Raw genomic sequence first — 26,370 nt, 5'->3', positions numbered from 1 at the left:
GTCGCGCGCCGAAAGGCGCCCACGGCACAGATGGCAAAAATACAACACATCTTTGCGAAAGGCGGTCCTCGGGCCGCCTTTTTCATATCCTGACACCCGAAACAAAATTTGGCCGAAGTCTCGCGCCCTGCTATGAGCCGAGGGCGCTTGGCTGGTCTCACATCGATTGGAAGGCGCGAACAAGCTAACGATTGGACGGCGAGAGACACATGCATTTGAGATCGGTTCTGAGCGGCACGCTGGCGCTGCTGCTCCTATCAGGCGTAACCGCTTCGGCGAGCGGTACAGGGCAATCAGCCGAGACCGGCTTTTCCTTCCATCTGCCGACACTCGAGTTGCCCAGCCTTTTCGGCGAGAAGAAAAAGCAAGATCAGGTCCAGCTCGCCCAGTCGAGCGGCGCCGGCGTGACCGGGCTCGAGGACCAAATGCGGCAACTGACCGGCAAGGTCGAGGAACTCAATTTCCAGATCCTGCAGATGCAGGAGCAGATCCGCAAACAGCAGGAAGACAACGAGTTCCGCTTCCAGCAGCTTGAAGGCGGCTCGCAAGGTGGACAACCGCCGGCGCAGAAGAAATCAGATGCCACCACCGGGACCAACACCGACGTGGCCTCGGCCCCGGCAACCCAGGCGCCGGCCGATGCCGGCGCCGCGCCGGGCGGCGATCAATCCACAGGCGGCAAGACGGTCGAGGACGTCATCGTCGAGTCACCCGACGGTGACCCCGGCAAGGTGATCCCCGGCAAGGGAGCGCCCGAAAAGACCTTTGGGTCCATCACTGTCGACAAGAACGGCAATGTGATCGATGCCGGCGGCAGCACGCAGGCAACCGCGCCGGCACAGGACACGGCACCAGCCGCCAGCGCGCCGACCAAGGCCGGCAAGTCCGGCGGCACGGTGGTCGCCGCGCTGCCCGCGACCAACAATCCCGAAGAGCTCTATCGCAACTCCTACCAGTTCATCCTGTCGGGTGACTACGGCACCGCCGAACAGGGTTTCCGCGATCATATCTCGCGCTTCCCCAAGGACGCCAAGGCGGCGGACGCGCATTACTGGCTGGGGGAATCGCTGCTTGGCCAGCAGAAATACCGCGATGCGGCGGAAGTGTTCCTCGCCGCCAGCAAGGATTATCCCAAAGCCAAGAAGGCGCCCGACATGCTGTTGAAGCTGGGCGTGTCGCTGGTCGGTCTCAAGCAGCACGATGTTGCCTGCGCCACCTTCAGCGAGGTCGGCAAGCGCTATCCCGATATTTCCAGCACACTCAAGGAACGCGTCAAGCAGGAGAAGGCCCTGGCTGCGTGCTGATTTTTTCTGGGGGTCTCGTAGTCCCAAAACCGGGACCGCTTTTTGGCGACATGGATTGATGCTCGATACCGGGCCTGATCTTTCGACCGGACTCTTTTCGCATATCGATTTTTCCAACGGCGCCGTAGCGGCCGTATCCGGGGGCAGCGACTCGACTGCGCTCCTTCTCCTTCTCAAACAGCATCTCGACAAAACCGCACCGTCCGCGAAGCTGCTCGCGGTCACGATCGACCACGGCTTGCGGCAAGGTTCGGCTGATGAGGCGCGGACCGTGGCGAAGCTTTGCGCGGATCGCGACATCGCCCACCGCATGCTGGCCTGGTCCGGCGCCAAGCCGTCGACCGGCCTGCCGGCGGCGGCGCGCGAGGCGCGCTACCAGCTGCTGGCCAGCGCCGCCCGGGCGGAAGGCATCGGCCTGATCGTGACCGGACATACAGCGGACGACCAGGCCGAGACGGTGCTGATGCGGCGCGATCGCAACGATGCGACCCGCGACGAGGGACGGGGCCTCGCCGGCATGGCGCCCGCCACCCTGCATGACTGGCGCGACTGGATCGTGCGACCGCTTCTTGGCGTGCGGCGCCATGCGCTGCGCGATTTCCTGCGGCGCCAACAGGTCGGCTGGGCCGAGGACCCGACCAATGCCGATGAAGCCTTCGAGCGGCCGCGCATGCGCGCAGCCCTTGCCGGGGAGGCCGGCGCGCAGCGCATGAACGACGCGCTGGCGTTGGCCGCGCGGCAGGCCGGCGACCGGACGCGGCTTGGCGGTGAGGCCGCCCGTCTGATCGAGCGCTTTGCCAGCCAGCCGGCGGCGGGCCTCATCCGGCTCGATCCGGCCCTGCTCGGCGCCGGCGCCGATCGGGCGGCGATATACGCACTGCGCGTTCTCCTGGCGACGTCAGGCGGGATTGCCTTCCTGCCGGACCAAGCCCGCGGCGAGGCGTTGTTCGCCCGGCTGAAAGCCGGATTTCTTTGCGCCACATTGTCGCGGACAGTGGTCGACTTCCGGCGCGCCGGCATCTTCCTGCGTCGGGAGATGCGCGATTTGCCGGCGGCGGCGGCAACGATCGACGGCGCCATCTGGGATGGGCGCCGCCAAATCACATTGAACGACGCCGGCGGCGCATTGTTGATCGCGCCATTCGGGACAATGGCGGCGAAGCGGCTGGCTGTAGGCCGGGACGAAACCCCGCCAAGCCTGCTGCGTGCGGCATTGGCGGCGGAACCAGGATGGCTGCAAGCCGTCGAGAAGGTGGGTCCGGAGCCTGATAGGCCGACATCGCAAGGGTTCGCGGCCTCGCCGGTCGTTGCTCCCTTTGCCCGCTTCCTGCCGTCCTTCGACCTGGCCCCGGCGCGCGCCGTCGCCGGGTTGATCGGCGCGGCGCCGCTTCCCGCCCTGCCATTGCGTGGCCCTAGTGCCGGTTGATGCTGGGCGAAAGCTTAACCCAGACATGCTGTTCTGCTTGGCAAGGGGGTACGCTCTCCCTATGTTAGGCCCAAGTTTCCTCTCATGATGCTGTCCGCTCGCGGACGCCAACGGGACAATTGATGAATCCGAACTATCGCAACCTCGCGCTCTGGGCGATCATAGCGGTCCTGCTCATCGCCCTCTTCAATCTGTTCCAGACGCCGCAGACGCGCGGGGCTTCGAGCGATGTGCCTTATTCGCAGTTCCTGCAGGACGTCGCGGCCGGCCGGGTCAAGACGGTGACCATCGCGGGCGCCCGCATCACCGGCAACTACACCGACAATTCCAGCGGCTTCCAGACCTATTCGCCCGGCGATCCCCAGCTGGTCTCGCGGCTGCAGGACAAGAACGTCACGATCAATGCGCGGCCCGAGACCGACGGCTCCAATTCGCTGTTCGGCTATCTGATCTCGTGGCTGCCGATGATCCTGATCCTCGGCGTGTGGATATTCTTCATGCGCCAGATGCAGTCCGGCTCCGGGCGCGCCATGGGCTTCGGCAAGTCGAAGGCCAAGCTGCTTACCGAGGCGCATGGCCGCGTCACCTTCCAGGATGTCGCCGGCGTCGACGAGGCCAAGGAAGACCTCGAAGAGATCGTCGAATTCCTGCGCGATCCGCAGAAGTTCCAGCGCCTCGGCGGCAAGATTCCGCGCGGCGTGCTGCTGGTCGGCCCTCCCGGCACCGGCAAGACGCTGCTTGCCCGTTCGGTCGCCGGTGAAGCCAACGTGCCGTTCTTTACCATTTCGGGTTCGGATTTCGTCGAGATGTTCGTCGGCGTCGGCGCGTCCCGTGTCCGCGACATGTTCGACCAGGCCAAGAAGAATGCGCCCTGCATCATCTTCATCGACGAAATCGATGCCGTCGGCCGCCATCGCGGTGCCGGCCTCGGCGGTGGCAATGACGAGCGCGAGCAGACTCTGAACCAGCTGCTGGTCGAGATGGACGGCTTCGAGTCCAACGAAAGCATCATCCTGATCGCCGCCACCAACCGGCCCGACGTGCTCGATCCGGCGTTGCTGCGTCCAGGCCGTTTCGACCGCCAGGTGGTGGTGCCGAACCCAGACATCGTCGGCCGCGAGAAGATCCTCAAGGTGCATGTGCGCAACGTGCCGCTGGCGCCCAATGTCGACCTCAAGGTCGTCGCCCGTGGTACGCCCGGCTTCTCCGGCGCCGACCTGATGAACCTGGTCAACGAATCCGCGCTGATGGCGGCGCGGCGCAACAAGCGCCTCGTCACCATGGCCGAGTTCGAGGACGCCAAGGACAAGATCATGATGGGCGCCGAGCGCCGCTCGTCGGCCATGACCCAGGCCGAGAAGGAACTGACCGCCTATCACGAGGCCGGACACGCCATCCTGGCGCTCAACGTGCCGTCGGCCGATCCGCTGCACAAGGCGACCATCATCCCGCGCGGCCGCGCGCTCGGCATGGTCATGCAGTTGCCGGAAGGCGACCGCTATTCCATGAGCTACAAATACATGGTCTCGCGCCTCGCCATCATGATGGGCGGCCGCGTTGCCGAGGAGTTCAAGTTCGGCAAGGAGAACATCACGTCCGGTGCTTCCTCCGACATCGAGCAGGCGACCAAGCTGGCGCGCGCCATGGTCACGCGCTGGGGCTTCTCCGACAAGCTCGGCCATGTCGCCTATGGCGACAACCAGGAGGAAGTGTTCCTCGGCCATTCGGTGGCGCGCACGCAGAACATTTCGGAAGAGACCGCGCAGATCATCGACGGCGAGGTGCGCCGCCTGATCGACGAGGCCTATTCGACGGCGAAGTCGGTGCTGACCAAGAAGAAGAAGGAATGGATCGCGCTGGCGCAGGGCCTGCTCGAATACGAGACGCTGTCGGGCGAGGAGATCAAGCAGCTGATCGCGGGCAACAAGCCCTCGCGCGACCTCGGCGACGACACGCCGCCGAGCCGTGGCTCGGCCGTGCCGAAGTCCGGCGGCCGCCGCAAGAAGGGTCCCGAGCCCGAAGGCGGCATGGAGCCACAGCCGTCAAGCTAGACCAGAGCGGTTCACCGTTTCACGGAACGCAGAACCGCTCTGTTCTTTGACGCTATCCCCGACGCGCTTTAAGTCTTTGCTTCTAAGTATGTCGTCGCCCCCAAACCACCTTTGGGCGACATCGCATCAGGAGGCTGGCCGGACGTACATTTGGAACGTCAACCTCGGGCTAGCCCGAGGTCCAGATGTCGCCCGACAGCAGATCCTCGGGACAGCCTGAGGATAACGGCCACGTCTGCGGGAAAAACGGTGAACCGCTTTCCGCCGTTATCGCTTTTTATGATTCAGCTTTCAGCCGCGCATTGCACAGGCTGTAATAACCACCGCCCTTCTGGATCCAGCGAAGGCCGTTCAACGTACCTGCCTCCTTGTTGCCATGGTAACCCTGCAGGCAGGTCTTCATCCGTGCCTTCGCGGGCTTTTCGGTCTCGAACTCGGCGGCGAGGGTGGTCGGGAATGTTACGCCCGCTGGCGCTACAGTGGGGGCAAGTGCCGCGCTGGTTTCTTTTTTCGGCTGCGGTGCGGTTTCGACCTTATCCGCGCTGACACTCTCCGCAGCCGACGTCGCGCATTTCTCCTTGCGGAAAGCGGCCCAGTCCATGCCATTCAGAGTGCCGCTCTCCTTGGCTGTCCGATAGGTCTCGCCACATTCCTTCATCGTCAATGCGCTTGCAGGGGCGACGCCGCAAGCAACCAATGCCGTCACAGCCAATACCGCCAATTTTAAACTGGGCATAAGATCCTCCTGGTTGATGACAAGTTCAGACGTGTTTTGTATACTGTTTGTTCCTGATATGTTCAATCAGAATTTTCATGAGTTACCAATCAGCCTCGCGGCGAGAGTGTAAGCGATGATACAGGCAGCTTCCGCGATATGCAGACGCGAGCAAGACCCTGGCGTCTTCGTGCGCAACAAAAGGCCCGCGAAGCAGATGCATCGCGGGCCTTTGCCTGGCCTTGCCAGATTTCATCTAATTCAATTCACCGTCATGCCCCATCGATCCCGGGGGGGATGCTATGCGCGGCTCAGCCCTTCAGCTTGGCATTGCAGAGGCTGTAGAAGCCGCCGCCCTTCTGGATCCACTTCAGACCGCCGAGTGCGTTGGCGTCCTTGAGGACATAGTACTGGTCAAGGCAGGTATGCATGCGGCCTTTTCCGGGGGTCTCGCTGGCATATTTCGCCGAGATCGCGGACGGGAAGGTGACGCCCTTGGGGGCAACCGTCGTCGGCTTTGCGGGTTCCTTGGTGTAGCTCGCCTCGCTTGGAGCGGGCACGCTGTCGTCATCCGAGGCACTGGCGCCGCATTCGGCCTTGCGGAAGTCGTTCCACTTCATGCCCTTCAGCGTGTTCGCCGTCTTGGCAGCCTGGTACTTGGTGCTGCATTCGGCCATGCTCAAGCCCTTGCCAGAAGCTGCGGCCGTCGTGGTCGCAGCCTTGGTGGTCGCCGGCTTGACGGTGTCGGCGGCGGCGGATGCGCCAGCGGCGCATTCGGCCTTGCGGAAGTCGTTCCACTTCATGCCGTTCAATGTGCCGGCGGCCTTGGCCGCCTGGTACTTGGTGCTGCATTCCTTGGCGGTCAGGCCCTTGGCCGTGCTGTCGCTGGCCGCTGCGGCGGCCTTGGTGGTCTTGGCCGGCTTGGCTTCGGCCGGCTTGGTTTCAGCAGCCTTGGTCGTGGCCGCCTTGGTGTCGGTGGTGGCGGCGGCGTCAGTGCCGCACTGTGCCTTGCGGAACTGGTTCCAGGTCGCCCCGGCAAGTGTCCCAGCGTCCTTGGCGGCGTTGTACTTCGTGCTGCACTCGGCCATCGTCAGCGCGTTGGCTGGCGCGGCCAGGAACAACGTCGCGACCGCAAGGCCGGTCAGAGTAGCAATTCGGTGGATGAGCATAGCGTTTCTCCGTGGCTGCAGCCCATTATACGTCCCAGCGAATCAATAACGCTCAACGGTCGGTTGCGCCAGATGCCAGGCGGCTTATATATCGCCGAAATCGCTTTCTAACGACAAGGTGATGAAATCATTCGGCCTGACTGCCGCCGAGGAAAGAATTCTCGGGATGTATCCGCGCCGAATGGCTGGCAAAACTGGTATATGTGACGCCACAGCGTCTCCGTGCTAGGCTGCGGCCATGTTGTGTGCAACGCACAACAATGATTTTCTAAGGATTGGTAACATATAATCACACAATGTGATCGAGGCACGACGGCCAATTGTGGCATGACGTGCCGGCTAAGGACAACCAAGGAAACTGACTGGCATGGCAGGGAATTACTTCGGCACGGACGGCATTCGCGGGCGCGCCAACAAGTTTCCGATGACCGCGGAAATCGCCATGCGGGTCGGCATGGCCGCCGGCCTTTCGTTCCAGCGCGGCAGCCATCGCCATCGTGTCGTGCTCGGCAAGGACACCAGGCTGTCCGGCTATATGATCGAAAACGCGATGGTGGCCGGCCTTTGCGCCGCCGGCATGGACGTGTTTCTGCTCGGCCCGATCCCGACCCCGGCGGTTGCCATGCTGGTGCGCTCGCTGCGCGCCGACATTGGCGTCATGATCTCGGCCTCTCACAATCCCTACTACGACAACGGCATCAAGCTGTTCGGCCCAGACGGCTACAAGCTGTCCGACGAGATCGAAGAGCGCATCGAGAGCATGCTCGACAAGGATATCGAACTGGCGCTCGCCGATTCCGACGGGCTTGGCCGCGCCAAGCGCGTCGACGGCGTGCATGACCGTTACATCGAATTCGCCAAGCGCACCTTGCCGCGCTCGATGTCGCTTTCGGGTCTGCGGATCGTCGTCGACTGTGCCAATGGCGCGGCCTACAAGGTGGCGCCCGAGGCGCTGTGGGAACTGGGCGCCGAAGTCGTGGCCATCAATGTCGAACCCAATGGCTTCAACATCAACAAGGAATGCGGCTCGACCCATCCCGCCGATCTGCAGAAAAAGGTGCACGAAGTGCGCGCCGACATCGGCATCGCGCTTGATGGCGATGCGGACCGGGTCGTCATCGTCGACGAGAACGGCGCCATCGTCGACGGCGACCAGATCATGGCGCTGATTGCCGAGTCCTGGCACCAGAGCGGGCGGCTGGCTGGCGGTGGCGTCGTTTCGACGGTAATGTCCAATCTCGGCCTCGAGCGCTTTCTCGGCGACATGAAGCTGCAGTTGCACCGCACCAAGGTCGGCGACCGCTATGTCGTGGAGCATATGCGCGCGCATGGGCTCAATGTCGGCGGTGAGCAGTCGGGCCACATCGTGCTGTCCGACTTCTCGACCACAGGTGACGGGCTGGTCTCGGCACTGCAGGTGCTGGCCTGCATCAAGCGGCAAGGCCGCCCGGTCAGCGAACTGTCGAAGAAGTTCGAGCCGGTGCCGCAATTGCTGAAGAACGTTCGCATCGCCGGCGGCAAACCGTTGGAGGAAGCCCCGGTCAAGGCCGCGATCGAGGACGCCCGCCATCGTCTCGGCAAGGCTGGGCGGCTGGTCATCCGTCCATCCGGCACCGAGCCGCTGATCCGTGTGATGGCCGAGGGCGACGATCCGCAACTGGTCGAGGCCGTCGTCAACGACATCGTCGGGGTCATCTCGGAAACCCGCAGCAGCGCCGCCTGATCCCCGCCAGCCCCGAAGGCGTCACGCCGCCTTTATTGCATCGAAGCCCGCCCCTCCGGCGGGCTTTTTTGTTGGCAAAGGATCGGCTCTTTCTGTCGAAATCCTTGCCAGATCTCTGGGATTCTGGAGATTCGTGGTTAATCGATAGGGTTAAACGCCTTTTAACTTTTGCAATTCATTATCCACGCCTGAAAGCCAATCTTATTCGGACACGATCGCCGTTCCGAGGTTTCTAGGGGTAACAAGCATGTTCAATACAGCAAGAAAGGCCCTGTTCGCGCTGCTGTTCGCGGGCTTGGCCTGGCCGGTGTTCGCAGCTGACCTGCCCGAGCCGCAGGTCGAAGAAGCGCCGCCGCCGGTTTATGAGCAACCGGTCGATGTCGGCGGCTGGTATATCCGTGGCGACCTCGACTATCACAAGTCTGATGTGCGCGGCATCGACTATATGACCTACACCGTCGATCCCTGTAATTGTACGGTGACGCCGGGCAGCAAGAGTTTCGACTACGGCAAGCTCAAGGGCGGTTTCTCGCTCGGTGGCGGCGTCGGCTACAAGATCAATGAACACTTTCGCACCGATCTGACCGCCGACTATTGGTTCAAGTCGAATTTTAACGGCGGAACCTCGGATGCCACCATGACTTCGGTCGAAGTGTCAAAGATGAGCGCCTTGCTGCTGCTCGCCAACGCGTATGTCGATATCGGCACCTGGCACGGCATCACCCCCTATGTCGGCGCCGGCATCGGCGGCGCGCATGTCAAGTGGGATACTGTCTATGACCCGACCCCGGGTGTCACTGAGACCAACCCCGGCGCGTCCAACTGGCGCTTCGCCTATGCGCTCATGGCTGGCGCTTCCTACTGCTTGACCGACAAGGTCATCCTCGACGCCGGGTATCGCTTCTCTCACATCCAGGGCGGCCGCATGTTCGAGTGGGATTCGACCAGCTCGGGTCCTGGCTTCGACCGTGGCATCAATACCCACGAGGTCCGCGGCGGCCTGCGCTACCAGTTCGGCGGCAACAACGGTTGCGCCGCACCGGTGGTCGCCTATCAGCCGGAGCCCGAGCCGATCTACACCAAGTAATCGCTTCGAAGCTTCCAGGTATTCGTCGACCGCCCGGCATCAGCCGGGCGGTTTTCGTTTGAGATGATCCGAGGTGGGCCCGTTCGAAATCAATTCGCAACCCTCTGTTAGCCTTAACCGGCACTTAACCACTATGGTTAACAATGGCTCATGAAACGTTGGCCGCCGTTGCTTGTTTGACGGCGCCGAATTCGGGAGCCGGGGACCATGATACCAATATCGCGTATGGCGCTGGCGCTTGCCGCACTGCTGTTGCCGCTGGCGCCTGCAATCGCCGCCGACTACGATCCGCCGATCTATGTCGACCAGGCGCCGGATTATGTGCCGGTCGAGGTCGGCTCCGGCTGGTACCTGCGCGGCGATGTTTCATACCTGGCGCAGAAGAGTTTCGAGAATGGGGATTTCACCTTCCCGTCGGCGATCAACAACGAAAACTTTAGCGAGAGCGAAGATGCAATTTTTGCGAGCGTCGGCTTCGGATATCATTTCAACGATTACCTCCGCGCCGATCTCAACTTCGGCTATTTGCCGGGTAACAAGGCAAGCTTCGGCTATGACGATACTGCTACCGCACCGGCTGGAACGTCGATCGTGGGATCGGGAAACCTGAAGAACTATGCGTTCTCAGGCATACTCAATGGCTATGTTGACCTTGGCACCTATGTTGGAATCACACCGTATGTCGGTGCGGGTGTCGGCGTCGTCCTGAGCAAACGCAGCCTCTCCGCCAGCTATGCCGACGAGGCCACCCCCGCCAACGATTTCACGCTTGATGACAGCAAGACGCAGTATTCCCTCGCCTATACGTTGAATGCCGGTCTTGCGTATCAAGTGTCCAAGAATGTTTCCGTAGATCTCGGCTATCAGTATTTTTCCGCGCCTAGCGTCGAATACGCGACCGCCGCGAGCCTGACTTCCTTTCCGGTCGAGAAAGGGATCAGCAATCACCAGATCAAGCTCGGGCTGCGCTACGATCTCTGGTAGACTGGGCACACCAGCTCTTGACGGCGGATCTCTCGGGTCCGCCGTTTGCATTTGAAGTCACGAGATCCTGATCGCGGCGCTTTCCTGTTTGACGCATGTCGTAGCCCCAAAACCGCCGCGCACCTTTTGGCGACATGCATCCGGTATCCCGGCAGCGACAAAAACTTTCCTCTTGACGCCCGATGCCTGAACGCATATCGCCGTCCGTGGGCCACCCCTCCCCAACGAGGGGCCACTATCTGGAAGGATAGACCACGATGACGACGCTTACGAAGCCCGGACTCCGTCCGGCAAATCCCAATTTTTCCTCTGGTCCCTGCGCAAAACGTCCCGGCTGGTCGGTCGAGGCGCTGAAAGCTGCCGCGCTCGGCCGTTCCCACCGCGCCAAGATCGGCAAGACCAAGCTCGAGCAGGCGATCGCGTTGACGCGCGAGATACTCAAGGTCCCGGCCGACTACCGGATCGGCATCGTGCCGGCTTCCGACACAGGTGCCGTCGAGATGGCGCTGTGGTCTCTTCTCGGCGAACGCGGCGTCAACATGGTCGCCTGGGAAAGCTTCGGCTCCGGCTGGGTCACCGACGTGGTCAAGCAGCTGAAACTCGCCGATATCAGAAAGATCGAGGCCGGTTATGGCGCGCTGCCTGATCTGACCAAGATCGATTTCGATCGCGACGTGGTCTTCACTTGGAACGGCACGACCTCGGGCGTGCGCGTGCCGGACGGTGACTTCATTCCCGCCGATCGCAAGGGCCTGACCATTTGCGACGCTACTTCAGCGGCCTTCGCGCAAAGGCTCGACTTCGAGAAGCTCGATGTCGTGACCTTCTCCTGGCAGAAGGTGCTGGGCGGTGAGGGTGCGCATGGCATGCTGATCCTGTCGCCGCGTGCCGTAGCGCGGCTGGAGAGCTACAAGCCTTCATGGCCGTTGCCGAAAATCTTCCGCCTGACCTCGGGCGGCAAGCTGATCGAGGGCATTTTCAAGGGCGAAACCATCAACACGCCGTCGATGCTTTGCGTCGAGGATTATCTCGACGCGTTGAACTGGGCTAAGTCGGTCGGCGGCCTCGATGCGCTGATTGCCAGGGCGGATGCCAATGCCGCCGTGCTCGACCGGTTCGTGGAAAGATCATCCTGGCTCGGCCATCTTGCGGTGGCCCCGGCGACACGCTCGAACACGTCGGTCTGTCTGTCCTTCACCGACCCCGATATCGCGGCGCTCGACGCTGATGGACAGGCGGCGTTTGCCAAGGGCCTGGTCTCGACGCTCGACAAGGAAGGCGTCGCCTACGACATCGGTTCTTATCGCGATGCCCCGCCGGGATTGCGCATCTGGTGCGGCGCAACCGTAGAGACCTTCGATCTCGAAGCGCTGCTGCCTTGGCTCGACTGGGCCTTTGCCAGCCAGAAGGCGTCGCTCAAAGCGGCCGCCTGAGAGTTTCCGTGGCGGCCCCGAGGGCCGTCCGTTCCCGGATCAATTTCATTTTCAAGGAGGCCGCCATGGCGCCCCGCGTTCTCGTCTCTGACAAACTCTCTCCCACCGCCGTGCAGATATTCAAGGATCGCGGCGTCGAGGTCGACTATCTGCCCGACCTCGGCAAGGACAAGGAAAAGCTGCTCGAAGTGATCGGCAAGTATGACGGCCTCGCCATCCGTTCGGCGACCAAGGTCACCGAGAAGCTGATCAACGCGGCCACCAATCTCAAGGTCGTCGGTCGCGCCGGCATCGGCGTCGACAATGTCGATATCCCGGCGGCAAGCCGCAAGGGTATCATCGTGATGAACACGCCCTTCGGCAATTCGATCACGACGGCCGAACACGCCGTGGCGATGATCTTCGCGCTCGCCCGCCAGATCCCGGAAGCCAACGCTTCGACCCATGCCGGCAAATGGGAGAAGAACCGCTTCATGGGCGTCGAGATCACCGGCAAGACGCTGGGCGTCATCGGCTGCGGCAATATCGGTTCGATCGTCGCCACACGCGGCGTCGGGCTGAAGATGCACGTCGTCGCCTTTGATCCGTTCCTGTCGGACAAGCGCGCCGAGGAGCTCGGCGTCGACAAGGTGGAACTGGACGAACTCTTCGCCCGCGCCGACTTCATCACGCTGCACACGCCGTTGACCGACAAGACCCGCAACATCATCGATGCGGCGGCGATCGCCAAGATGAAGAATGGCGTGCGTATCATCAACTGCGCGCGTGGCGGGCTGGTGGTCGAGGCCGACCTGGTCGCGGCGCTGAAGAGCGGCAAGGTGGCAGGCGCCGGCATCGATGTGTTCGAGGTCGAACCGGCGGAGCAGAATGCGCTGTTCGGCATGGAGAACGTGGTGGCGACACCACACCTTGGCGCCTCGACGGCGGAAGCGCAGGAGAATGTCGCGCTGCAGGTCGCCGAGCAGATGGCCGACTACCTGATCAAGGGCGCGGTCTCCAACGCCATCAACATGCCCTCGATCACGGCGGAAGAGGCGCCGCGGCTGAAGCCTTTCGTCAAGCTCGCCGAAGTGCTGGGCGCCTTTGTCGGCCAGGTCACCGAGGATCCGATCAGCGAGGTCGAGATCCTGTTCGACGGCTCGACCGCGACGATGAACACGCGGGCGCTGATCAGTGCCGCCCTGGCCGGACTGATCCGGCCGCAGGTCGCCGACGTCAACATGGTGTCGGCGCCGATCATGGTGAAGGAGCGCGGCATCATCGTCGCCGAAGTCAAGCGCGACAAATCTGGCGTCTTCGACGGTTACATCAAGCTGACCGTCAAGACCGAGCACATGACGCGCTCGATCGCCGGTACCTGCTTTTCGGACGGCAAGCCGCGCTTCATTCAGATCAAGGGCATCAATCTCGACGCCGAGGTCGGCCAACACATGCTGTATACGACCAATGCCGATGCGCCCGGCATTATCGGCCTGCTCGGCACTGTCTGCGGCGAGAACGACGTCAACATCGCCAACTTCCAGCTCGGCCGCAACCGGCCGGGCGGTGACGCTATCGCACTGCTCTATCTCGACGCCCCGTTCCCGGAGAAAGTGCTGGAGCAGGTGCGCGACCACAAGTCGATCGATTCGGCAAAGCGGCTGCGGTTCGATGTGGGCGGGATCTAGCTCTCCACACCCTCTGAGGTGACAAGCCATACATCAGACGCCCCGTTTGCCGGCATGCATGCGGGGCGTTTCCACGACCGCTGGCGCCGCCCGACGGTTTGCGTCGTTTCGGGCGCCGCAGCAGGCGTCGCGCTAACGGCGTCCTTGCGTCAAGCTGCTGCAAGATGTCCTTTTTAGCCGTCAGTACATTAGCGGATGTAGATAAGCATAGGTCTGGCCCAATCTAACGATTTTGTGATCTGCTTGACGATCCCGGTTTCTTTTCGCACGCTGCGGTCAATTGACGGATATGATCTAAACTTAACTGGGTTGGTCATGATTTTGCGCGCAACATCCGGCGCGCTTCTGTTGCTGTCGGGGTGCCTTCGATGGATCATCGCAATACTGTCCGACTGAGCCGGCGTCTTTTTCTGTCTTCGGCTGCGATGTTTACAGTGACGGCAACATCGGCAGGTTTTGCCCGATCCTTGTCCGGCTCGCTGCCCTGGGCGCCGCTGTCTTCCGATCCTCCTATGCAGGTGGTGTCCGGCGGCTGGCAGTTCTTCACGCCGCAGGAGGCCGCGCTGGTCGAGGCTATCGTCGACCGCATCATCCCCGCCGACGATCTGTCGATGGGCGGCAAGGAGGCCGGCTGCGCCGTCTATATAGACCGTCAGTTGACGGGCGCGTTCGGAACGTCGAGCCGGCTCTACACAAAAGGACCGTTTCTGCCGGGATTGCCCACGCAGGGCTACCAGGGCGAGGCAAACCCTGCCCAGCGCTACCGCTCCGGCCTCGCCGCCATCGACGCTTTCCTGAAGCAGCGCGATGGCAAGACATTCGCCGAACTCCAGCCGGCCGATCAGGATACGTTCCTGGCCGCGATGGAAGCTGGAAAGGTCGACTTGCCCAATGGAGTCAAGGCTGCCGGCTTCTTCGGACTTCTGCTGCAGAACACGATGGAAGGGTTCTTTGCCGATCCGGTCTATGGCGGCAACAAGGACATGGTGTCGTGGCGCATGCTTGGTTTCCCCGGCGCGCGCTATGACTACCGGGATCACGTCAGCAAGCATAATCAGCCCTATCCGCGGCCGCCCGTCTCGATCGAGGGCAGCCCGGAATGGCTCGTGAAAAGGAGCTGACCATGACGACGATACTGCCCCGCAAGGACGTTGTGATCGTCGGCCTCGGCTGGACGGGGTCCATCCTTGCGCATGAACTGACCGATCAAGGCCTGGACGTGCTGGCCATCGAGCGTGGTCCCTGGCGCGACACGGCGACCGATTTCAACATCGGCTATGCGCAGGACGAGTTGCGCTACAGCGTGCGGCGCGACCTGTTCCTGCAGCCAGCAGTCGAAACCATGACGATGCGCAACGACCCTTCGCAGACGGCGCTGCCGATGCGCGATTTCGGCTCGTTCCTGCCCGGCAACGGCGTCGGCGGCGCAGGCGTCCATTGGAACGGCCACACCTGGCGGTTCTGGGACTCCGACTTCCAGATCAAGACCAACCTGACCAAGAAGTATGGCGCGGCGCGGATCGCCGATCTCCAGGTCGAGGACTGGGGCGTGACCGGCGCCGAGATGGAGCCGTATTACGACCAGTTCGAATATCTGGCGGGAATCTCGGGCAAGGCCGGCAATATCAAGGGACAGATACAGGAAGGTGGCAACCCGTTCGAGGATCCGAGGTCCCGGGACTACCCAAATCCGCCAATGGAGATGACCTACGCGCCGACCCTGTTCGCCAATGCCGGCAGGTCCATGGGACTGCACCCTTTCCCGACACCGTCCGCCAACATGTCGCGGCCCTATGTCAATCCGCTCGGCATCACCATGGGGCAGTGCACCTACTGCGGATTCTGCGAGCGGTTCGGCTGCGCCAACTATTCCAAATCCAGCGCCCAGACCACCATCCTTCCCGTGCTGATGAAGAAGGCCAATTTCGAGGTGCGCACCGACAGCGAGGTGCTGCATGTCGATCTCGCCGCCGGCGGCAAGTCCGCGCGAGGTGTCACTTACGTCGATACGTCGGGGCAGGAATTCTTCCAGCCGGCCGATCTCGTGCTTCTGTGCGCCTACGGCCTGCACAATGCCCGGCTGATGATGCTGTCGGGCATCGGCAAGATCTACGATCCCGCTACCGGCGAGGGCACCGTCGGGCGCAATTATTGCTACCAGACCAATGCCGGCGTGCAGGTGTTCTTCGACGACAAGAACTTCAACCCATTCATTGCCGCGGGCGCGCTCGGACAGACGATCGATGACTATAATGGCGACGCTTTCGACCATGGCGGCCTCGATTTCGTCGGCGGCGCGGGCATCAACTGCATTCCTACCAATGGACGTCCGATCGGGACGAGGCCGACGCTGCCCGGCACGCCGAAGTGGGGTAGCGCCTGGAAGAAGGCGACCGTCGCGGGCTACAAAAGCACGCTCGGCTTCTCCTCGCAGGGCAGCAGCTACGCGACGCGCACCAACTACCTCGACCTCGATCCGACCTACAAGGATCGCTTCGGCCGGCCGCTCATGCGCATGACCTTCGATTTTCCCGACAATGATATCCGAATGTCGAATTATCTCTGCGACCGGATGGAGGAGATCGCGAAGACGCTTGGGGGCAAGCAGTACAATGTCGGCCGCCGCAAGAAGGGCTGGGACAGCGTCCCTTATCAAAGCACCCATAATACGGGCGGCGCCATCATGGGAACGGACCCTAGGAAGAGTGCGGTCAACAGCTTCCTGCAAAGCTGGGATGTGCCCAACGTCTTCGTCATCGGCGCCTCGGCCTTTCCGCAGAATGCCGGCAAGAATCCGACGGGAACGGTCGGCGCGCTCGCCTACCGCGCCGCTGACGGCATCCGCAATCACTATTTGCGCAATCCCGGCGCGCCCTTGGTGCAGGCATGAGGACGCTCGCCGCCGCCGCCGGCGCCGCTATGCTGGCGATCACCCCGGCGCTCGCCGCCGACCAGGCCGACCAGATCATCCGTGGCCAGTATCAGGCCGTGCTCGGCGATTGCGCGGGCTGTCATACCAGGCCGGGCGGCAAGCCGCTGGCCGGCGGCCTGCCGCTCGAAACGCCTTTCGGCACACTGGTGCCGCCCAACATCACGCCCAACCACGAGACGGGCATCGGCAATTGGTCCGAGGCAGATTTCCGCAACATGATGAAGACCGGCGTCGGCCACAATGGCGTGCGGCTTTATCCCGCCATGCCTTACCCCGCCTATACCAGGATGAACGAGCAGGACATTTCCGACCTGTGGGCCTACATGACCACGGTCGACCCGGTCTCGAACAAGGTCGAAGCCAACCAGCTGCCGTTCCCGCTGAACATCCGGCTGGCGATGTGGGGCTGGAACCTTCTCAACTTCAGCGAGGCAAGCTTCCAGGCCGACCCCTCCAAATCGGCGGAATGGAACCGCGGCGCCTACATCGTCCAGGGCGCCGGGCACTGCGGCACCTGCCACACGCCCAAATCGTTCCTTGGAGCGGACCAAGACAGCGGCTTCCTGCAAGGCGCCTCGCTGCAAGGCTGGTTCGCCCCCGACATCACCAACAATGCTCAATCCGGCCTGGAACAATGGTCGCAAGAGGATGTGGTCGCCTACCTCAAGACCGGCGTCAACGCGCATTCGATCGCATCCGGTCCGATGGCCGAGGCGATCGAGAACTCGACCTCCAAAATGACGGATCCCGACCTCAAGGCCGTGGCCGTCTATCTGAAGAGCCTGGGGCCGGACACCGGCAATGCGCAGGCGCCCAAGCCCGACGAGGCGCGGATGGTGGCGGGCGCGGCGATCTATCATGACAATTGCTCGGCCTGCCATGGCGGCGATGGCGCCGGGGCCGGAGCGCTTTTCCCGGCGCTTGTCGGCAACTCGATCGTCGCGCAGGGCAATCCCGAGACCCTGGCCCGCATCGTTCTCGCCGGAAGCCAGGCCGTGCACACGGCCGGCGCGCCGACGACGCCTTCGATGCCCTCATTGGCATGGCGGCTGAAGGACCAGGAAATCGCCGACGTGCTGACCTATGTGCGCGGCAGCTGGGGCAATTCCGCTCCGGCGGTCTCGTCGGACGATATCGCGGCGGTGCGCAAAGAATTGGTGCAGTAATTTTAGGCGCGACCTCAGAAGCCAGACGCCATCTTGCGGCCGCTGTATTCGGCGAGCCCGATGCCGCCCAGAACGAGGACCAGCGCCAGCGCCTGATAGAGCTGGAAGGTCTCGCCGACGATCAGCACCGAAAGCAGCGTGCCGAAGATCGGCACCAGATTGATGAACAGGCCGGCGCGATTGGCGCCGATCAGTTCGTTGCCCCTGATATAGGTTATCTGCGAGATGACCGAAGCGCCGATCGCCGTGTAGACGATGACCGCCCAGCCGCGGGCGTCGGGCACGATCACCTTGCCGACGGCGGCTTCCCACAGGAAGAAGGGCAGTGAGGTGATGAGCGCGGCGAACGACATGGCCAGCATCAGGCTTTGCCAGCGCATCGCCGGCTTCAGCCGTAGCCCGACCGAATAGCTGCTGTAGAGAACGACCGCGACGAGCATGATGGCGTCGCCGAAATTGAGCTCCAGCGTCAGCAGCCGGCGCGGATCACCATGGCAGGCGGTCAGGATGACGCCCAAGATGGTCAGCACCACGCCGGCGATCTGCGCCCAGTTCACGCGAAGGCGGAAGAAAACGAAATTGGCTGTCATGATCAGGATCGGCATCGCCGCCTGTTCGATCGAGACATTGATCGCCGTGGTGTAGTTGAGGGCGGTGTAGAAGATGGTGTTGAACAGGGTGAAGCCGCTGGCGCCAAGCGCCGCCAGCACGAGCCAGTGCCGGCGCACGACGGGCCAATCCTCCTGGATCGTGCGCCAGCCGATCGGCAGCAGGATCGCCACGGCCAGCATCCAGCGCAGGAAGACCAGCGTCATCGGCGAGACGTGGCCGACCGCCAGCTTGCCGGCCACCGAATTGCCGCCCCACAGCAAGGTGGTGAGCAGCAGGAACATGTAGGCGTTTCGATGCATCGCTGGCTTCCGGCCGCGGGATGGGCCGCGGTGTTTGCCGGCCTATTGCCCCGGTCAGCCCAAGTAAATGATGTCAAAGCCGAAAATTGTTGTGCCTCAGGGCATTTTCGGCGGCAAAGAAAGGTCGCACTCGCGAGGTCTTGACGCTATAGAGGCCTGTCGTTTCGAACCATATCCAAGCCGCGCGGCGGCGTCTCAAGGGAAAAGAAACATGGCCAATGTGGTGGTCGTCGGCTCGCAGTGGGGCGACGAAGGCAAGGGCAAGATCGTCGACTGGCTGTCGGAGCGCGCCGATGTCGTGGTGCGTTTCCAGGGCGGCCACAATGCCGGCCACACGCTGGTCGTCGACGGCAAGGTCTACAAGCTGTCGCTGCTGCCTTCGGGCGTCGTGCGGGAAGGCAAGCTGTCCATCATCGGCAATGGTGTGGTCTTCGATCCGCATGCTTTCGTCGCCGAGGTGCAGAAACTGAAAGGCCAGGGCGTGGACGTGACGCCGGATCGCCTGAAAATAGCCGAAAACACGGCGCTTATCCTGTCCGTACACCGGGAGCTGGACGGGTTTCGCGAGGATGCCGCTTCGAATTCCGGAACAAAGATTGGCACGACCCGACGCGGGATCGGCCCCGCCTACGAGGACAAGGTGGGGCGGCGCGCGGTGCGGGTGATGGATCTGGCGGATTTGGAAACTTTGCCCCTGAAGGTCGACAGGCTGCTGACGCACCACAATGCGCTGCGTCGCGGGCTCGGCCATGACGAAGTCACGCATGATGCGATCATGCAGGAATTGACCTCGGTCGCGAACGACATCCTGCCCTACATGGACCGCGTCTGGAAGGTGCTCGACGACAAGCGCCGCGCCGGCGAGCGCATCCTGTTCGAGGGCGCGCAAGGCACGCTGCTCGACATCGACCACGGCACCTATCCCTTCGTCACCTCGTCCAACACGGTCGCCGGCCAGGCCGCCGCCGGCTCCGGCGTCGGCCCGGGCGCCATCGGCTATGTTCTCGGCATCACCAAGGCCTACACGACGCGTGTCGGCGAAGGTCCGTTCCCGACCGAGCAGAAGAACGAGATCGGCGAATTCCTCGGCACGCGCGGCCATGAATTCGGTGTCGTCACCGGGCGCAAGCGCCGCTGCGGCTGGTTCGATGCGGTGCTGGTGCGCCAGGCGGTTGCCGTCAACGGCATCAAAGGCATCGCGCTGACCAAGCTCGACGTGCTCGACGGGTTGGATGAGATCAAGGTCTGCACCGGCTACAGGCTGGACGGCGAGACGATCGACTATCTGCCGGCAAGCCAGGGCGCCCAGGCTCGCGTGGAACCCATCTACGAGACGTTGGAGGGTTGGAAAGGCACCACCGCCGGCGCACGCAGCTGGAACGACCTTCCGGCCCAGGCCGTCAAATATGTCCGATACATAGAGGAGTTGATCGGCGCGCCGGTCGCGCTCCTCTCCACCAGCCCGGAACGGGACGACACGATACTTGTGACTGATCCGTTTCAAGACTAGTTTCTGAAGCCTTTCCGGGCATCGCGGCTGATTTGCGGGGGCCGGCGCGGAGGCAAAAAATACAGGTCGACTGAAGCATGGCAGATTTCGTTGCTGTTCTGAAAAACGCGTTCGAGAAGCACGGCGACGAGACGCCCGAGAAGCGTACGCGCATCTATAACAGCGTGCGCGCCATGCTGGCCAAGAAGCTGGCGGAATATTCGCCGCCGCTGGCTTCCGAGGCCATAGACAAACAGAAACGCGCGCTGGACGACGCCATTGCCGGCGTCGAGCGGGACTATGTCAAGAGTGTGCCCGAGCCGGATCCGCTCGCGGAACTGGAACACATCTTTTCCTCCATCGACCGCAATAAGAACCAGTCGAACCACGTCAAGCAGCCGGCCAAGGCGGAGGCTGCCGCAATTCCTGCTCCGTCTCCGTATCGGCCCGCCCCGGCCACGGTCAGGCCGGAGCCGTACAAGCCGGCACAGCCGGCGGCGAACCCCGAACCCTACCGGCCCGCTCCAGCCGCCAAGGTCGAGCCAGGCTGGCAAAGGCCGGCGCCGGTGCAGCCCGCTCCGGACTTTTCCGAGAAGACCTTGCCGGGGATGGACGCGGATCGGGACGACGACCAGGACGACGTCTTTGCCGATGACGAAGCGCCTGCCGCCACCGACACTTTCGAGCGTTTGCGCCCGGCCGAACGCAAGCGCAGCTATGGCGGGCTGATCGCCGCCGTCGTCGCACTGCTGGTCGTTGCCGGCGGCGGCTACGGCATCTGGCTGAACAAGGATGCCTTCGGCAAGATGCTGGGCCTGGAGAGCAGCAAGGTTGTTGCCAAGACCGAACCGGTGAAAACGACGCCGGCCAAGCCGGCGACCGATACCACGGCCACGCCGCCGGCGCTCGCGACCGGCGCGGAAGGCACGAAATTCACGCAGCGGCTGACGCCTGAAGGCGGCGAAACCGACCCCGGCCCAGCCGGTGGGCAAAGCGGCGTAGGCGAGGGCGAATCCGTCGCCGCGCTGACGACACCGCCAACGGCAACGAATGCGCCGGCCACGGCAGCGCCGGCGGTTCCCGCGCCGGCTGCCAATACGCCTGCTGCCGGTACGCCCGCGGCAGGCGCGCCAGCCGCGACCACGCCCGCGGCGGGCACCCCGCCCGCGACACCGCCCACCAACGGAACCGTGCCCGCGGCCCCGGCCGATGCCGCCGCCACGCCGCCGCCCGCACCGGCAGCCGCAACGCCGCCGGCGGCACCGGCTCCGGCCGTGGCGCCAACCTCGGTTCCGGTCGGCCAGAAGGCGATCTTCTATGAGGAGCGCACCAGCACCGCGCAGGGTTCAGCCGAGCCCGGCAGCATCGTTTGGTCGCTGGTGCAGGAATCGCCCGGCGGCGACCTGCCGCCAGAGCCTGCGATCCGTGCCGAGGCGACCATTCCCGGCAAGGACATCCAGTTGCGCATGACCATCCGTCGCAACACCGACCAGACCCTGCCGGCCAGCCATATCATCGAGATGATCTTCCTGACCCCAGACGGGTTCGAGGGCGGCGGCGTCGACAATATATTGCGCGTTGCCATGAAGAGTTCGGAACAGGACGCCGGCAGCCCGCTGATCGGCATCCCGGCCAAGATCGCCGACGGCTTCTTCCTCGTCGCGCTCAACGACACCAAGGCCGACGAAGACGCCAACATGACCCTGTTGCGCGGCCAGGACTGGATCGACGTGCCGGTCGTCTACAAGACCGGACGGCGGGCACTGCTGACCATGGAAAAGGGCATTCCCGGCGAGAAGGTGTTCGACGAGGCGATCAAGGCCTGGCAGGCCAAGACGGCGGGCTGAGACGGCGGGTTGAGACGGGCGGCGTGACGGTCGCCTCCGTTCAGAATCCTTGGAACAGCATGTCGAGCGCGGCAACGATGTCATCGTGATGCTTCGCCAGGTTCAGCCGACTTTCAACCAATTCGCTTGCGGGAACGGTGGCGATCAGGTGTGTCGCCATGACCAGCTTCCGTCCATTGATCTCGAAGATCGGATGAAGCTTTCGCATTGGCGGCGGCACCGTTGCGACCGGCAGAAGCGGAACGACAACCCGCGTCTTGAAATTGTCGAGCAGGTCGGATTGGACGTCGAGCAAATAGTTGTCTTCAACGCGACCGGCGAAGACATCATAGCGGGGCATCAGAACTGCCGATACTCTTCCAATGGGATGCCGTTCTTGTCGATGTAGTCGTTCCACGCATCCATCGTGGTACGGTTCTCAAGCTTCCACAGCCGCCCCTTTTCAGCTGCCACCGCCTCCGCGATGCCGGCTTCCGCAGCGCGCGAGACATTCACGTTAAGCCCCTTGGCTTCCCGCATGAGGTTCGAGTCGATCGACAGATTTGCTGGCTGACGGATCGCATTCAAGGCAATCTTACGCATAATGGCCTCCGCAACATGCGCATAATGTATGCGCATTCCGATGTGGAGGCAATGCTCAGGCGCAGCAAGGAGCGCCCCACTATGGCTCCGGGCGCTCGTCGCTTCAGTCGACAAATCGTTGTCAATCGATCGGCCTACGGCCGACCGCTCTTCACCCTTCCATCTCCTCGCGCAGCATCTCCAGTTCCAGCCATTCTTCCTCGAGCGCGGCCAGCGTCGCACGCTCCTTGTCGAGGGCGGCGATCGTCTTCTGGAACGAGGCTGGGTCGCGTTCGTAATAGGCCGGGTCGGCGATGTTGTTCTCCAGCCGCGAGATCGACGCGGTCACTGCCTCGATCTTCTTGGGTAGGGACTCCAGCGCGAACTTCTGCTTGAACGACAATTTCTTCGCCGGCCCTTTTGGCGCCGCCAGATCGCTCCTGCCCGGTGCCGGCGCATCGCCGGCTTCCGCCTTGGCGCGCGCCTTGCGGTCGTCAAGCCTGGTGCCGCCGCGCTGCGCCAGCATGTCGGAATAGCCGCCGGCATATTCGACCCAGCGCCCGCCGCCGTCCGGCGCGATCACGCTGGTCACGGTGCGGTCGAGGAAATCGCGGTCGTGGCTGACCAGGATGACGGTGCCGGCAAAGCCGCCGACCAGTTCCTGCAGCAGTTCCAGCGTCTCCATGTCGAGATCGTTGGTCGGCTCATCGAGAACCAGAAGATTTGCAGGCCGTGCCAGCACGCGCGCCAGGATCAGCCGCGCCCGTTCGCCGCCGGACAGCTCGCGCACCGGTGTGCGGGCCTGTTCCGGCTTGAACAGGAAATCCTTCATATAGGACACGACATGGCGCTGCTCGCCATTGATGACGAGGTTCTCGCCGCGCCCGTCGGTCAGATATTGCGCCAGCGTCTCTTGCGGGTCGACCGCCTCGCGCTTCTGGTCGAGCGTGGCGATCTCCAGATTGGTGCCAAGCCGTATCGAACCCGCGTCCGGCGCCAATTCGCCGGTCAGCATCTTCAGAAGTGTCGTCTTGCCGGCGCCGTTCGGCCCGACAAGGCCGACGCGGTCGCCGCGCTGGATGCGGGTCGAGAACCCCTTGACGACGGTGAGGTCGCCAAAGCTCTTCTCGATGTTCTTGGCCTCGATCACCAGCTTGCCGGATTCGGCGGCGTCGCTTGCCACCATTATCGCGGTGCCTTCGGCGCCGCGATGGCCGCGAAAACGCTGGCGCATGGTCTGCAACTCGCCGAGGCGCCGCATGTTGCGCTTGCGCCGCGCCGTCACCCCGTAGCGCAGCCAGTGCTCCTCGCGCACGATCTGGCGGCCGAGCTTGTGCTGTTCGCGCTCTTCCTCTTCCAGCACCAGGTCGCGCCATTCCTCGAAATGGCCAAAGCCCTTGTCCAGCCTGCGCGTCTGGCCGCGATCGAGCCAGACTGTGGCGCGCGACACGCGCTCGAGGAAGCGGCGGTCATGCGAGATGACGATGAGCGCCGAGGAGGTCCGGACGAGCTCTTCTTCCAGCCATTCGATGACAGATAAATCAAGATGGTTAGTCGGCTCATCAAGAAGCAGGATGTCAGGCTCCGGCGCCATGACGCGGGCAAGCGCGGCGCGCCTGGCCTCTCCGCCGGACAGGTCGCCAGGCCGTTCTTCGCCCGACAGGCCGAGATGCTCCATCAGATAGCTGGCGCGGTAGGGATCGTCGGCGGGCCCGAGCCCGGCCTCGACATAGGCGCGCACGGTTGCAAAGCCGTCCATGTCGGGCATTTGCGGCAGATAACGCACCGTCGCCGAAGGCTGGCGGAACACCTCGCCGTCCTGTGGTTCGATCAGGCCGGCGGCGATCTTGAGCAGCGTCGACTTGCCGGACCCGTTGCGGCCGACCAGCGCGATCTTGTCGCCGGCCGAAGCGGTCAAGGCGGCGCCGTCGAGCAGCGGCGCGCCGCCGAAGGTCAGTCTTATCCCGTCGAGATTGAGAAGAGGCGGGGCCATGTCAGCTTTCGGGCAATGGATAGGGATGGGCGAGCAGCAGCGCGCGGCCATGGCCGAGCGCGATGTCGAGGCGGCCCCCGGTCTTGCCGAACTTGACCTCGTTGGAAATGGTCAGCGACGAACCGAACGCCACCTCGACCTTGTCGAGCGGCCATTTGGCGCCGGTGACGGTCAGGCCGGAGAGTTCGGAGAAGCCGAGAATCGAGAACAGCGTGCCGTCGGCATAATCGAAGCCGGCCCTGCCGGGCAGCAAGGGAACACCTTCCTGGGCGCCGCTGGTCAGAAACACATCCATTCCGGCTTCGGCCAGCCGCAGGCCAAGCGCCAGATGCAGGAAGGCGTGGTCGGCGCGCTTGCCGCCGAAGGCGCCCGCTAGCACAAGGCGGGTCGCCCCGCGCTCCAGTGCGGCCGCGATCGCCAGTTCGCCGTCGGTCTTGTCCTTTTCCGCCGGGAAGGTTTGCCGCGGCACGGCGGCGAGGTCGGCGGGCAGATCAGCCGGGACCGAGTCGAAATCACCCACCCACAGTTCCGGCACGAGGCCCAGCATCCGCGCATGGCCGATGCCGGCGTCGGCAGCGATGACGCGCGAGCCTTCGACCTGGCGGTCGAGCCGAGGCGTGCGGATGAGGTCGCCGCCAAGCAGGATGGTGAATGTGCTCATATCCCGTCGCCTTACCAGCCCGGCACGGGAAACGGAAGGCGGCAAAGTCCCACTTGCGCGGGTCATCGGCCCGCACTATGTGTCGAAACGCTCTAACGGGGTGCCGGACGCGAATTTCGCGGGCCGGCTGAGAGGCAGTGTCGCCAACCCGCTGAACCTGATCCGGTTTGTACCGGCGGAGGGATTAGACGTTTCGGACACTCCGACGCCTCAATTCCTTTCAACGCAAACGAAGGAGGCGCCGATGCGCATGCTTTTATATTCTCTGATCGCTGCCACGGCAGTGACCCTGTCCGGGCCGGCCTTGGCCAAGGACAAGCTCACCGTCTACACCTATGAGAGCTTCACCGCCGACTGGGGTCCAGGTCCCGTGGTGAAGAAGGAATTCGAGGCAGAATGCGGCTGCGATCTCGAGTTCGTCTCGGTCGCCGATGGCGTGGCGCTGCTCAACCGCGTCAAGCTGGAAGGCGCTTCGACCAAGGCCGACATCGTGCTCGGTCTCGACACCAATCTCACCGCCGATGCCAAGGCCTCGGGCCTGTTCGCGCCACATGGCGCAATAATGGACGTCAAGGTGCCGGGCGGCTGGACCGATGACACTTTTGTCCCGTTCGATTACGGCTACTTCGCCGTCGTCTACGACACTGAAAAGCTGAAGAGCCCGCCCAAGAGCTTGAAGGATTTGGTCGAGGGCAGCGCCGACGACAAGATCGTCATCCAGGATCCGCGCACATCGACGCCCGGTCTTGGCCTGCTGTTGTGGGTGAAGTCGGTCTATGGCGACAAGGCGCCGGAGGCCTGGGCCAAGCTCAAGACCAAGGTGCTGACCGTGACGCCGGGCTGGAGCGAGGCCTATGGCCTGTTCACCAAGGGCGAGGCGCCGATGGTGCTGTCCTACACCACCTCGCCGGCCTACCACATGGTCGCCGAGAACACCGAGCGCTATCAGGCGGCGTCGTTCGAGGAAGGCGAATATCTGCAGATCGAGGTCGCGGGCATCACCACGACCGGCGCCAAGAATCCGCTGGCGGAAAAGTTCATGGCCTTCATGACTGGGCCGAAATTCCAGGACGCCATCCCCGAGACCAACTGGATGTTCCCGGCCGGGAAGACCGACAAGCCGCTCAACCCCGCCTTCGACAAGCTGGTCAAGCCGACCAAGACCTTGCTGTTCAGCCCGGAGGAGGTCGCGGCCAACCGCAAAGCCTGGGTCGATGAATGGCTGGCGGTGATGAGCAAGTAGGTTTTGTG

21 protein-coding genes and 1 riboswitch are annotated in these 26,370 nt (G+C 63.2%); of the genes, 14 read left to right on the top strand and 7 right to left on the bottom strand.

The features are described 5' to 3' along the window. Window positions 1-209 precede the first annotated feature (209 nt). The 3 genes from ybgF (at window position 210) to ftsH (ending at window position 4,781) form a co-directional block, all read left to right on the top strand. Window positions 210-1,304, top strand: coding sequence for a tol-pal system protein YbgF (gene ybgF / locus LB524_RS12840; protein ID WP_224526747.1), 1,095 nt, complete (start codon window positions 210-212; stop codon window positions 1,302-1,304). Between the two features lie 58 nt (window positions 1,305-1,362). Continuing rightward, window positions 1,363-2,730, top strand: a complete 1,368-nt coding sequence (tilS, locus tag LB524_RS12835; protein ID WP_224526745.1) for a tRNA lysidine(34) synthetase TilS — start codon at window positions 1,363-1,365, stop codon at window positions 2,728-2,730. 122 nt (window positions 2,731-2,852) lie between these two features. Continuing rightward, window positions 2,853-4,781 carry an ATP-dependent zinc metalloprotease FtsH gene (gene ftsH, locus LB524_RS12830; RefSeq protein WP_015315275.1) on the top strand — a complete coding sequence of 643 codons (1,929 nt, stop codon included), beginning with the start codon at window positions 2,853-2,855 and terminating at the stop codon, window positions 4,779-4,781. Between the two features lie 277 nt (window positions 4,782-5,058). Here the strand turns inward: ftsH and LB524_RS12825 are convergent, their stop codons facing one another. Both LB524_RS12825 and LB524_RS12820 read right to left on the bottom strand, forming a co-directional pair. Further along, a complete protein-coding gene (locus tag LB524_RS12825; protein WP_015315276.1) occupies window positions 5,059-5,517 on the bottom strand; it encodes a hypothetical protein in 459 nt (152 codons plus the stop codon). Window positions 5,518-5,807: 290 nt separating this feature from the next. Beyond that, window positions 5,808-6,665, bottom strand: a complete 858-nt coding sequence (locus LB524_RS12820) for a hypothetical protein (RefSeq protein ID WP_015315277.1) — start codon at window positions 6,663-6,665, stop codon at window positions 5,808-5,810. A gap of 367 nt (window positions 6,666-7,032) precedes the next feature. Here LB524_RS12820 and glmM point away from each other — a divergent pair, with 367 nt between their 5' ends. The 8 genes from glmM (at window position 7,033) to LB524_RS12780 (ending at window position 17,657) form a co-directional block, all read left to right on the top strand. Next, window positions 7,033-8,388: a phosphoglucosamine mutase gene (gene glmM / locus LB524_RS12815; RefSeq protein WP_015315278.1), complete on the top strand. Its 1,356-nt coding sequence runs from the start codon at window positions 7,033-7,035 to the stop codon at window positions 8,386-8,388. A gap of 247 nt (window positions 8,389-8,635) precedes the next feature. After that, the gene (locus tag LB524_RS12810; protein WP_224526742.1) at window positions 8,636-9,475 is read left to right on the top strand and encodes an outer membrane protein; all 840 of its coding nucleotides are present in this window, start codon (window positions 8,636-8,638) and stop codon (window positions 9,473-9,475) included. Window positions 9,476-9,682: 207 nt separating this feature from the next. Then, window positions 9,683-10,459: an outer membrane protein gene (locus tag LB524_RS12805; protein WP_015315280.1), complete on the top strand. Its 777-nt coding sequence runs from the start codon at window positions 9,683-9,685 to the stop codon at window positions 10,457-10,459. A 257-nt stretch (window positions 10,460-10,716) separates the two neighbouring features. Beyond that, on the top strand, window positions 10,717-11,892 hold the full coding sequence (locus LB524_RS12800) for a phosphoserine transaminase (protein WP_224526740.1): 1,176 nt from the start codon (window positions 10,717-10,719) through the stop codon (window positions 11,890-11,892). 65 nt (window positions 11,893-11,957) lie between these two features. Next, window positions 11,958-13,559 (top strand): phosphoglycerate dehydrogenase, encoded by a 1,602-nt coding sequence (gene serA / locus LB524_RS12795; RefSeq protein ID WP_140616645.1) that lies wholly within the window; start codon window positions 11,958-11,960, stop codon window positions 13,557-13,559. A 512-nt stretch (window positions 13,560-14,071) separates the two neighbouring features. Then, complete coding sequence (locus tag LB524_RS12790; protein ID WP_224526737.1) at window positions 14,072-14,680, top strand: gluconate 2-dehydrogenase subunit 3 family protein; 609 nt, start codon at window positions 14,072-14,074, stop codon at window positions 14,678-14,680. A 2-nt stretch (window positions 14,681-14,682) separates the two neighbouring features. Continuing rightward, window positions 14,683-16,449, top strand: a complete 1,767-nt coding sequence (locus LB524_RS12785; RefSeq protein ID WP_140791716.1) for a GMC family oxidoreductase — start codon at window positions 14,683-14,685, stop codon at window positions 16,447-16,449. After that, window positions 16,446-17,657, top strand: a complete 1,212-nt coding sequence (locus tag LB524_RS12780) for a cytochrome c (RefSeq protein ID WP_224526734.1) — start codon at window positions 16,446-16,448, stop codon at window positions 17,655-17,657. The genes LB524_RS12785 and LB524_RS12780 overlap by 4 nt, the downstream gene beginning before the upstream one ends. 14 nt (window positions 17,658-17,671) lie before the next feature. Here LB524_RS12780 and LB524_RS12775 read toward each other — a convergent pair whose 3' ends face one another. Continuing rightward, window positions 17,672-18,568 carry a DMT family transporter gene (locus tag LB524_RS12775; RefSeq protein WP_140712607.1) on the bottom strand — a complete coding sequence of 299 codons (897 nt, stop codon included), beginning with the start codon at window positions 18,566-18,568 and terminating at the stop codon, window positions 17,672-17,674. 211 nt (window positions 18,569-18,779) lie between these two features. On the opposite strand from LB524_RS12775, the gene LB524_RS12770 reads away from it, so the two are divergent. Further along, window positions 18,780-20,078: an adenylosuccinate synthase gene (locus LB524_RS12770; protein ID WP_015315287.1), complete on the top strand. Its 1,299-nt coding sequence runs from the start codon at window positions 18,780-18,782 to the stop codon at window positions 20,076-20,078. Between the two features lie 77 nt (window positions 20,079-20,155). Beyond that, window positions 20,156-21,904: a hypothetical protein gene (locus LB524_RS12765; protein ID WP_224526716.1), complete on the top strand. Its 1,749-nt coding sequence runs from the start codon at window positions 20,156-20,158 to the stop codon at window positions 21,902-21,904. Between the two features lie 40 nt (window positions 21,905-21,944). Here LB524_RS12765 and LB524_RS12760 read toward each other — a convergent pair whose 3' ends face one another. From LB524_RS12760 to LB524_RS12745, 4 genes are all read right to left on the bottom strand, one after another. Further along, the gene (locus tag LB524_RS12760; RefSeq protein ID WP_015315289.1) at window positions 21,945-22,244 is read right to left on the bottom strand and encodes a CcdB family protein; all 300 of its coding nucleotides are present in this window, start codon (window positions 22,242-22,244) and stop codon (window positions 21,945-21,947) included. Next, window positions 22,244-22,486: a type II toxin-antitoxin system CcdA family antitoxin gene (locus LB524_RS12755; RefSeq protein ID WP_140822558.1), complete on the bottom strand. Its 243-nt coding sequence runs from the start codon at window positions 22,484-22,486 to the stop codon at window positions 22,244-22,246. Before LB524_RS12755 ends, LB524_RS12760 begins: the two co-directional genes overlap by 1 nt. Before the next feature lie 151 nt (window positions 22,487-22,637). Continuing rightward, a complete protein-coding gene (locus tag LB524_RS12750) occupies window positions 22,638-24,458 on the bottom strand; it encodes an ABC-F family ATP-binding cassette domain-containing protein (RefSeq protein ID WP_224526713.1) in 1,821 nt (606 codons plus the stop codon). Between the two features lies 1 nt (window position 24,459). Beyond that, window positions 24,460-25,119, bottom strand: coding sequence for a thiamine diphosphokinase (locus LB524_RS12745; protein WP_140662666.1), 660 nt, complete (start codon window positions 25,117-25,119; stop codon window positions 24,460-24,462). Window positions 25,120-25,205: 86 nt separating this feature from the next. Next, window positions 25,206-25,320: riboswitch (TPP riboswitch) on the top strand. Window positions 25,321-25,363: 43 nt separating this feature from the next. Between LB524_RS12745 and thiB the strand changes: the two genes are divergently transcribed. Next, complete coding sequence (gene thiB, locus LB524_RS12740) at window positions 25,364-26,362, top strand: thiamine ABC transporter substrate binding subunit (RefSeq protein ID WP_224526710.1); 999 nt, start codon at window positions 25,364-25,366, stop codon at window positions 26,360-26,362. The last annotated feature ends 8 nt before the right edge of the window (window positions 26,363-26,370 follow it).

The sequence above is a fragment of the Mesorhizobium sp. ESP6-5 genome, assembly GCF_020164695.1.
Taxonomy (GTDB): Bacteria; Pseudomonadota; Alphaproteobacteria; order Rhizobiales; family Rhizobiaceae; genus Mesorhizobium; species Mesorhizobium australicum.
This window is presented reverse-complemented; position numbering and strand designations above follow the sequence as displayed.

Excerpts from the sequence above, each read along its gene's own strand:
- tilS (WP_224526745.1), top strand. The coding sequence starts at position 1,363 with ATGCTCGATACCGGGCCTGATCTTTCGACCGGACTCTTTTCGCATATC.
- LB524_RS12810 (WP_224526742.1), top strand. The coding sequence starts at position 8,636 with ATGTTCAATACAGCAAGAAAGGCCCTGTTCGCGCTGCTGTTCGCGGGC.
- LB524_RS12820 (WP_015315277.1), bottom strand. The coding sequence starts at position 6,665 with ATGCTCATCCACCGAATTGCTACTCTGACCGGCCTTGCGGTCGCGACG.
- LB524_RS12780 (WP_224526734.1), top strand. The coding sequence starts at position 16,446 with ATGAGGACGCTCGCCGCCGCCGCCGGCGCCGCTATGCTGGCGATCACC.
- LB524_RS12765 (WP_224526716.1), top strand. The coding sequence starts at position 20,156 with ATGGCAGATTTCGTTGCTGTTCTGAAAAACGCGTTCGAGAAGCACGGC.
- thiB (WP_224526710.1), top strand. The coding sequence starts at position 25,364 with ATGCGCATGCTTTTATATTCTCTGATCGCTGCCACGGCAGTGACCCTG.
- LB524_RS12760 (WP_015315289.1), bottom strand. The coding sequence starts at position 22,244 with ATGCCCCGCTATGATGTCTTCGCCGGTCGCGTTGAAGACAACTATTTG.
- glmM (WP_015315278.1), top strand. The coding sequence starts at position 7,033 with ATGGCAGGGAATTACTTCGGCACGGACGGCATTCGCGGGCGCGCCAAC.
- LB524_RS12755 (WP_140822558.1), bottom strand. The coding sequence starts at position 22,486 with ATGCGTAAGATTGCCTTGAATGCGATCCGTCAGCCAGCAAATCTGTCG.
- LB524_RS12825 (WP_015315276.1), bottom strand. The coding sequence starts at position 5,517 with ATGCCCAGTTTAAAATTGGCGGTATTGGCTGTGACGGCATTGGTTGCT.
- serA (WP_140616645.1), top strand. The coding sequence starts at position 11,958 with ATGGCGCCCCGCGTTCTCGTCTCTGACAAACTCTCTCCCACCGCCGTG.
- LB524_RS12800 (WP_224526740.1), top strand. The coding sequence starts at position 10,717 with ATGACGACGCTTACGAAGCCCGGACTCCGTCCGGCAAATCCCAATTTT.
- LB524_RS12775 (WP_140712607.1), bottom strand. The coding sequence starts at position 18,568 with ATGCATCGAAACGCCTACATGTTCCTGCTGCTCACCACCTTGCTGTGG.
- LB524_RS12770 (WP_015315287.1), top strand. The coding sequence starts at position 18,780 with ATGGCCAATGTGGTGGTCGTCGGCTCGCAGTGGGGCGACGAAGGCAAG.
- ftsH (WP_015315275.1), top strand. The coding sequence starts at position 2,853 with ATGAATCCGAACTATCGCAACCTCGCGCTCTGGGCGATCATAGCGGTC.
- LB524_RS12790 (WP_224526737.1), top strand. The coding sequence starts at position 14,072 with ATGCAGGTGGTGTCCGGCGGCTGGCAGTTCTTCACGCCGCAGGAGGCC.
- LB524_RS12750 (WP_224526713.1), bottom strand. The coding sequence starts at position 24,458 with ATGGCCCCGCCTCTTCTCAATCTCGACGGGATAAGACTGACCTTCGGC.
- LB524_RS12785 (WP_140791716.1), top strand. The coding sequence starts at position 14,683 with ATGACGACGATACTGCCCCGCAAGGACGTTGTGATCGTCGGCCTCGGC.
- LB524_RS12745 (WP_140662666.1), bottom strand. The coding sequence starts at position 25,119 with ATGAGCACATTCACCATCCTGCTTGGCGGCGACCTCATCCGCACGCCT.
- ybgF (WP_224526747.1), top strand. The coding sequence starts at position 210 with ATGCATTTGAGATCGGTTCTGAGCGGCACGCTGGCGCTGCTGCTCCTA.
- LB524_RS12805 (WP_015315280.1), top strand. The coding sequence starts at position 9,683 with ATGATACCAATATCGCGTATGGCGCTGGCGCTTGCCGCACTGCTGTTG.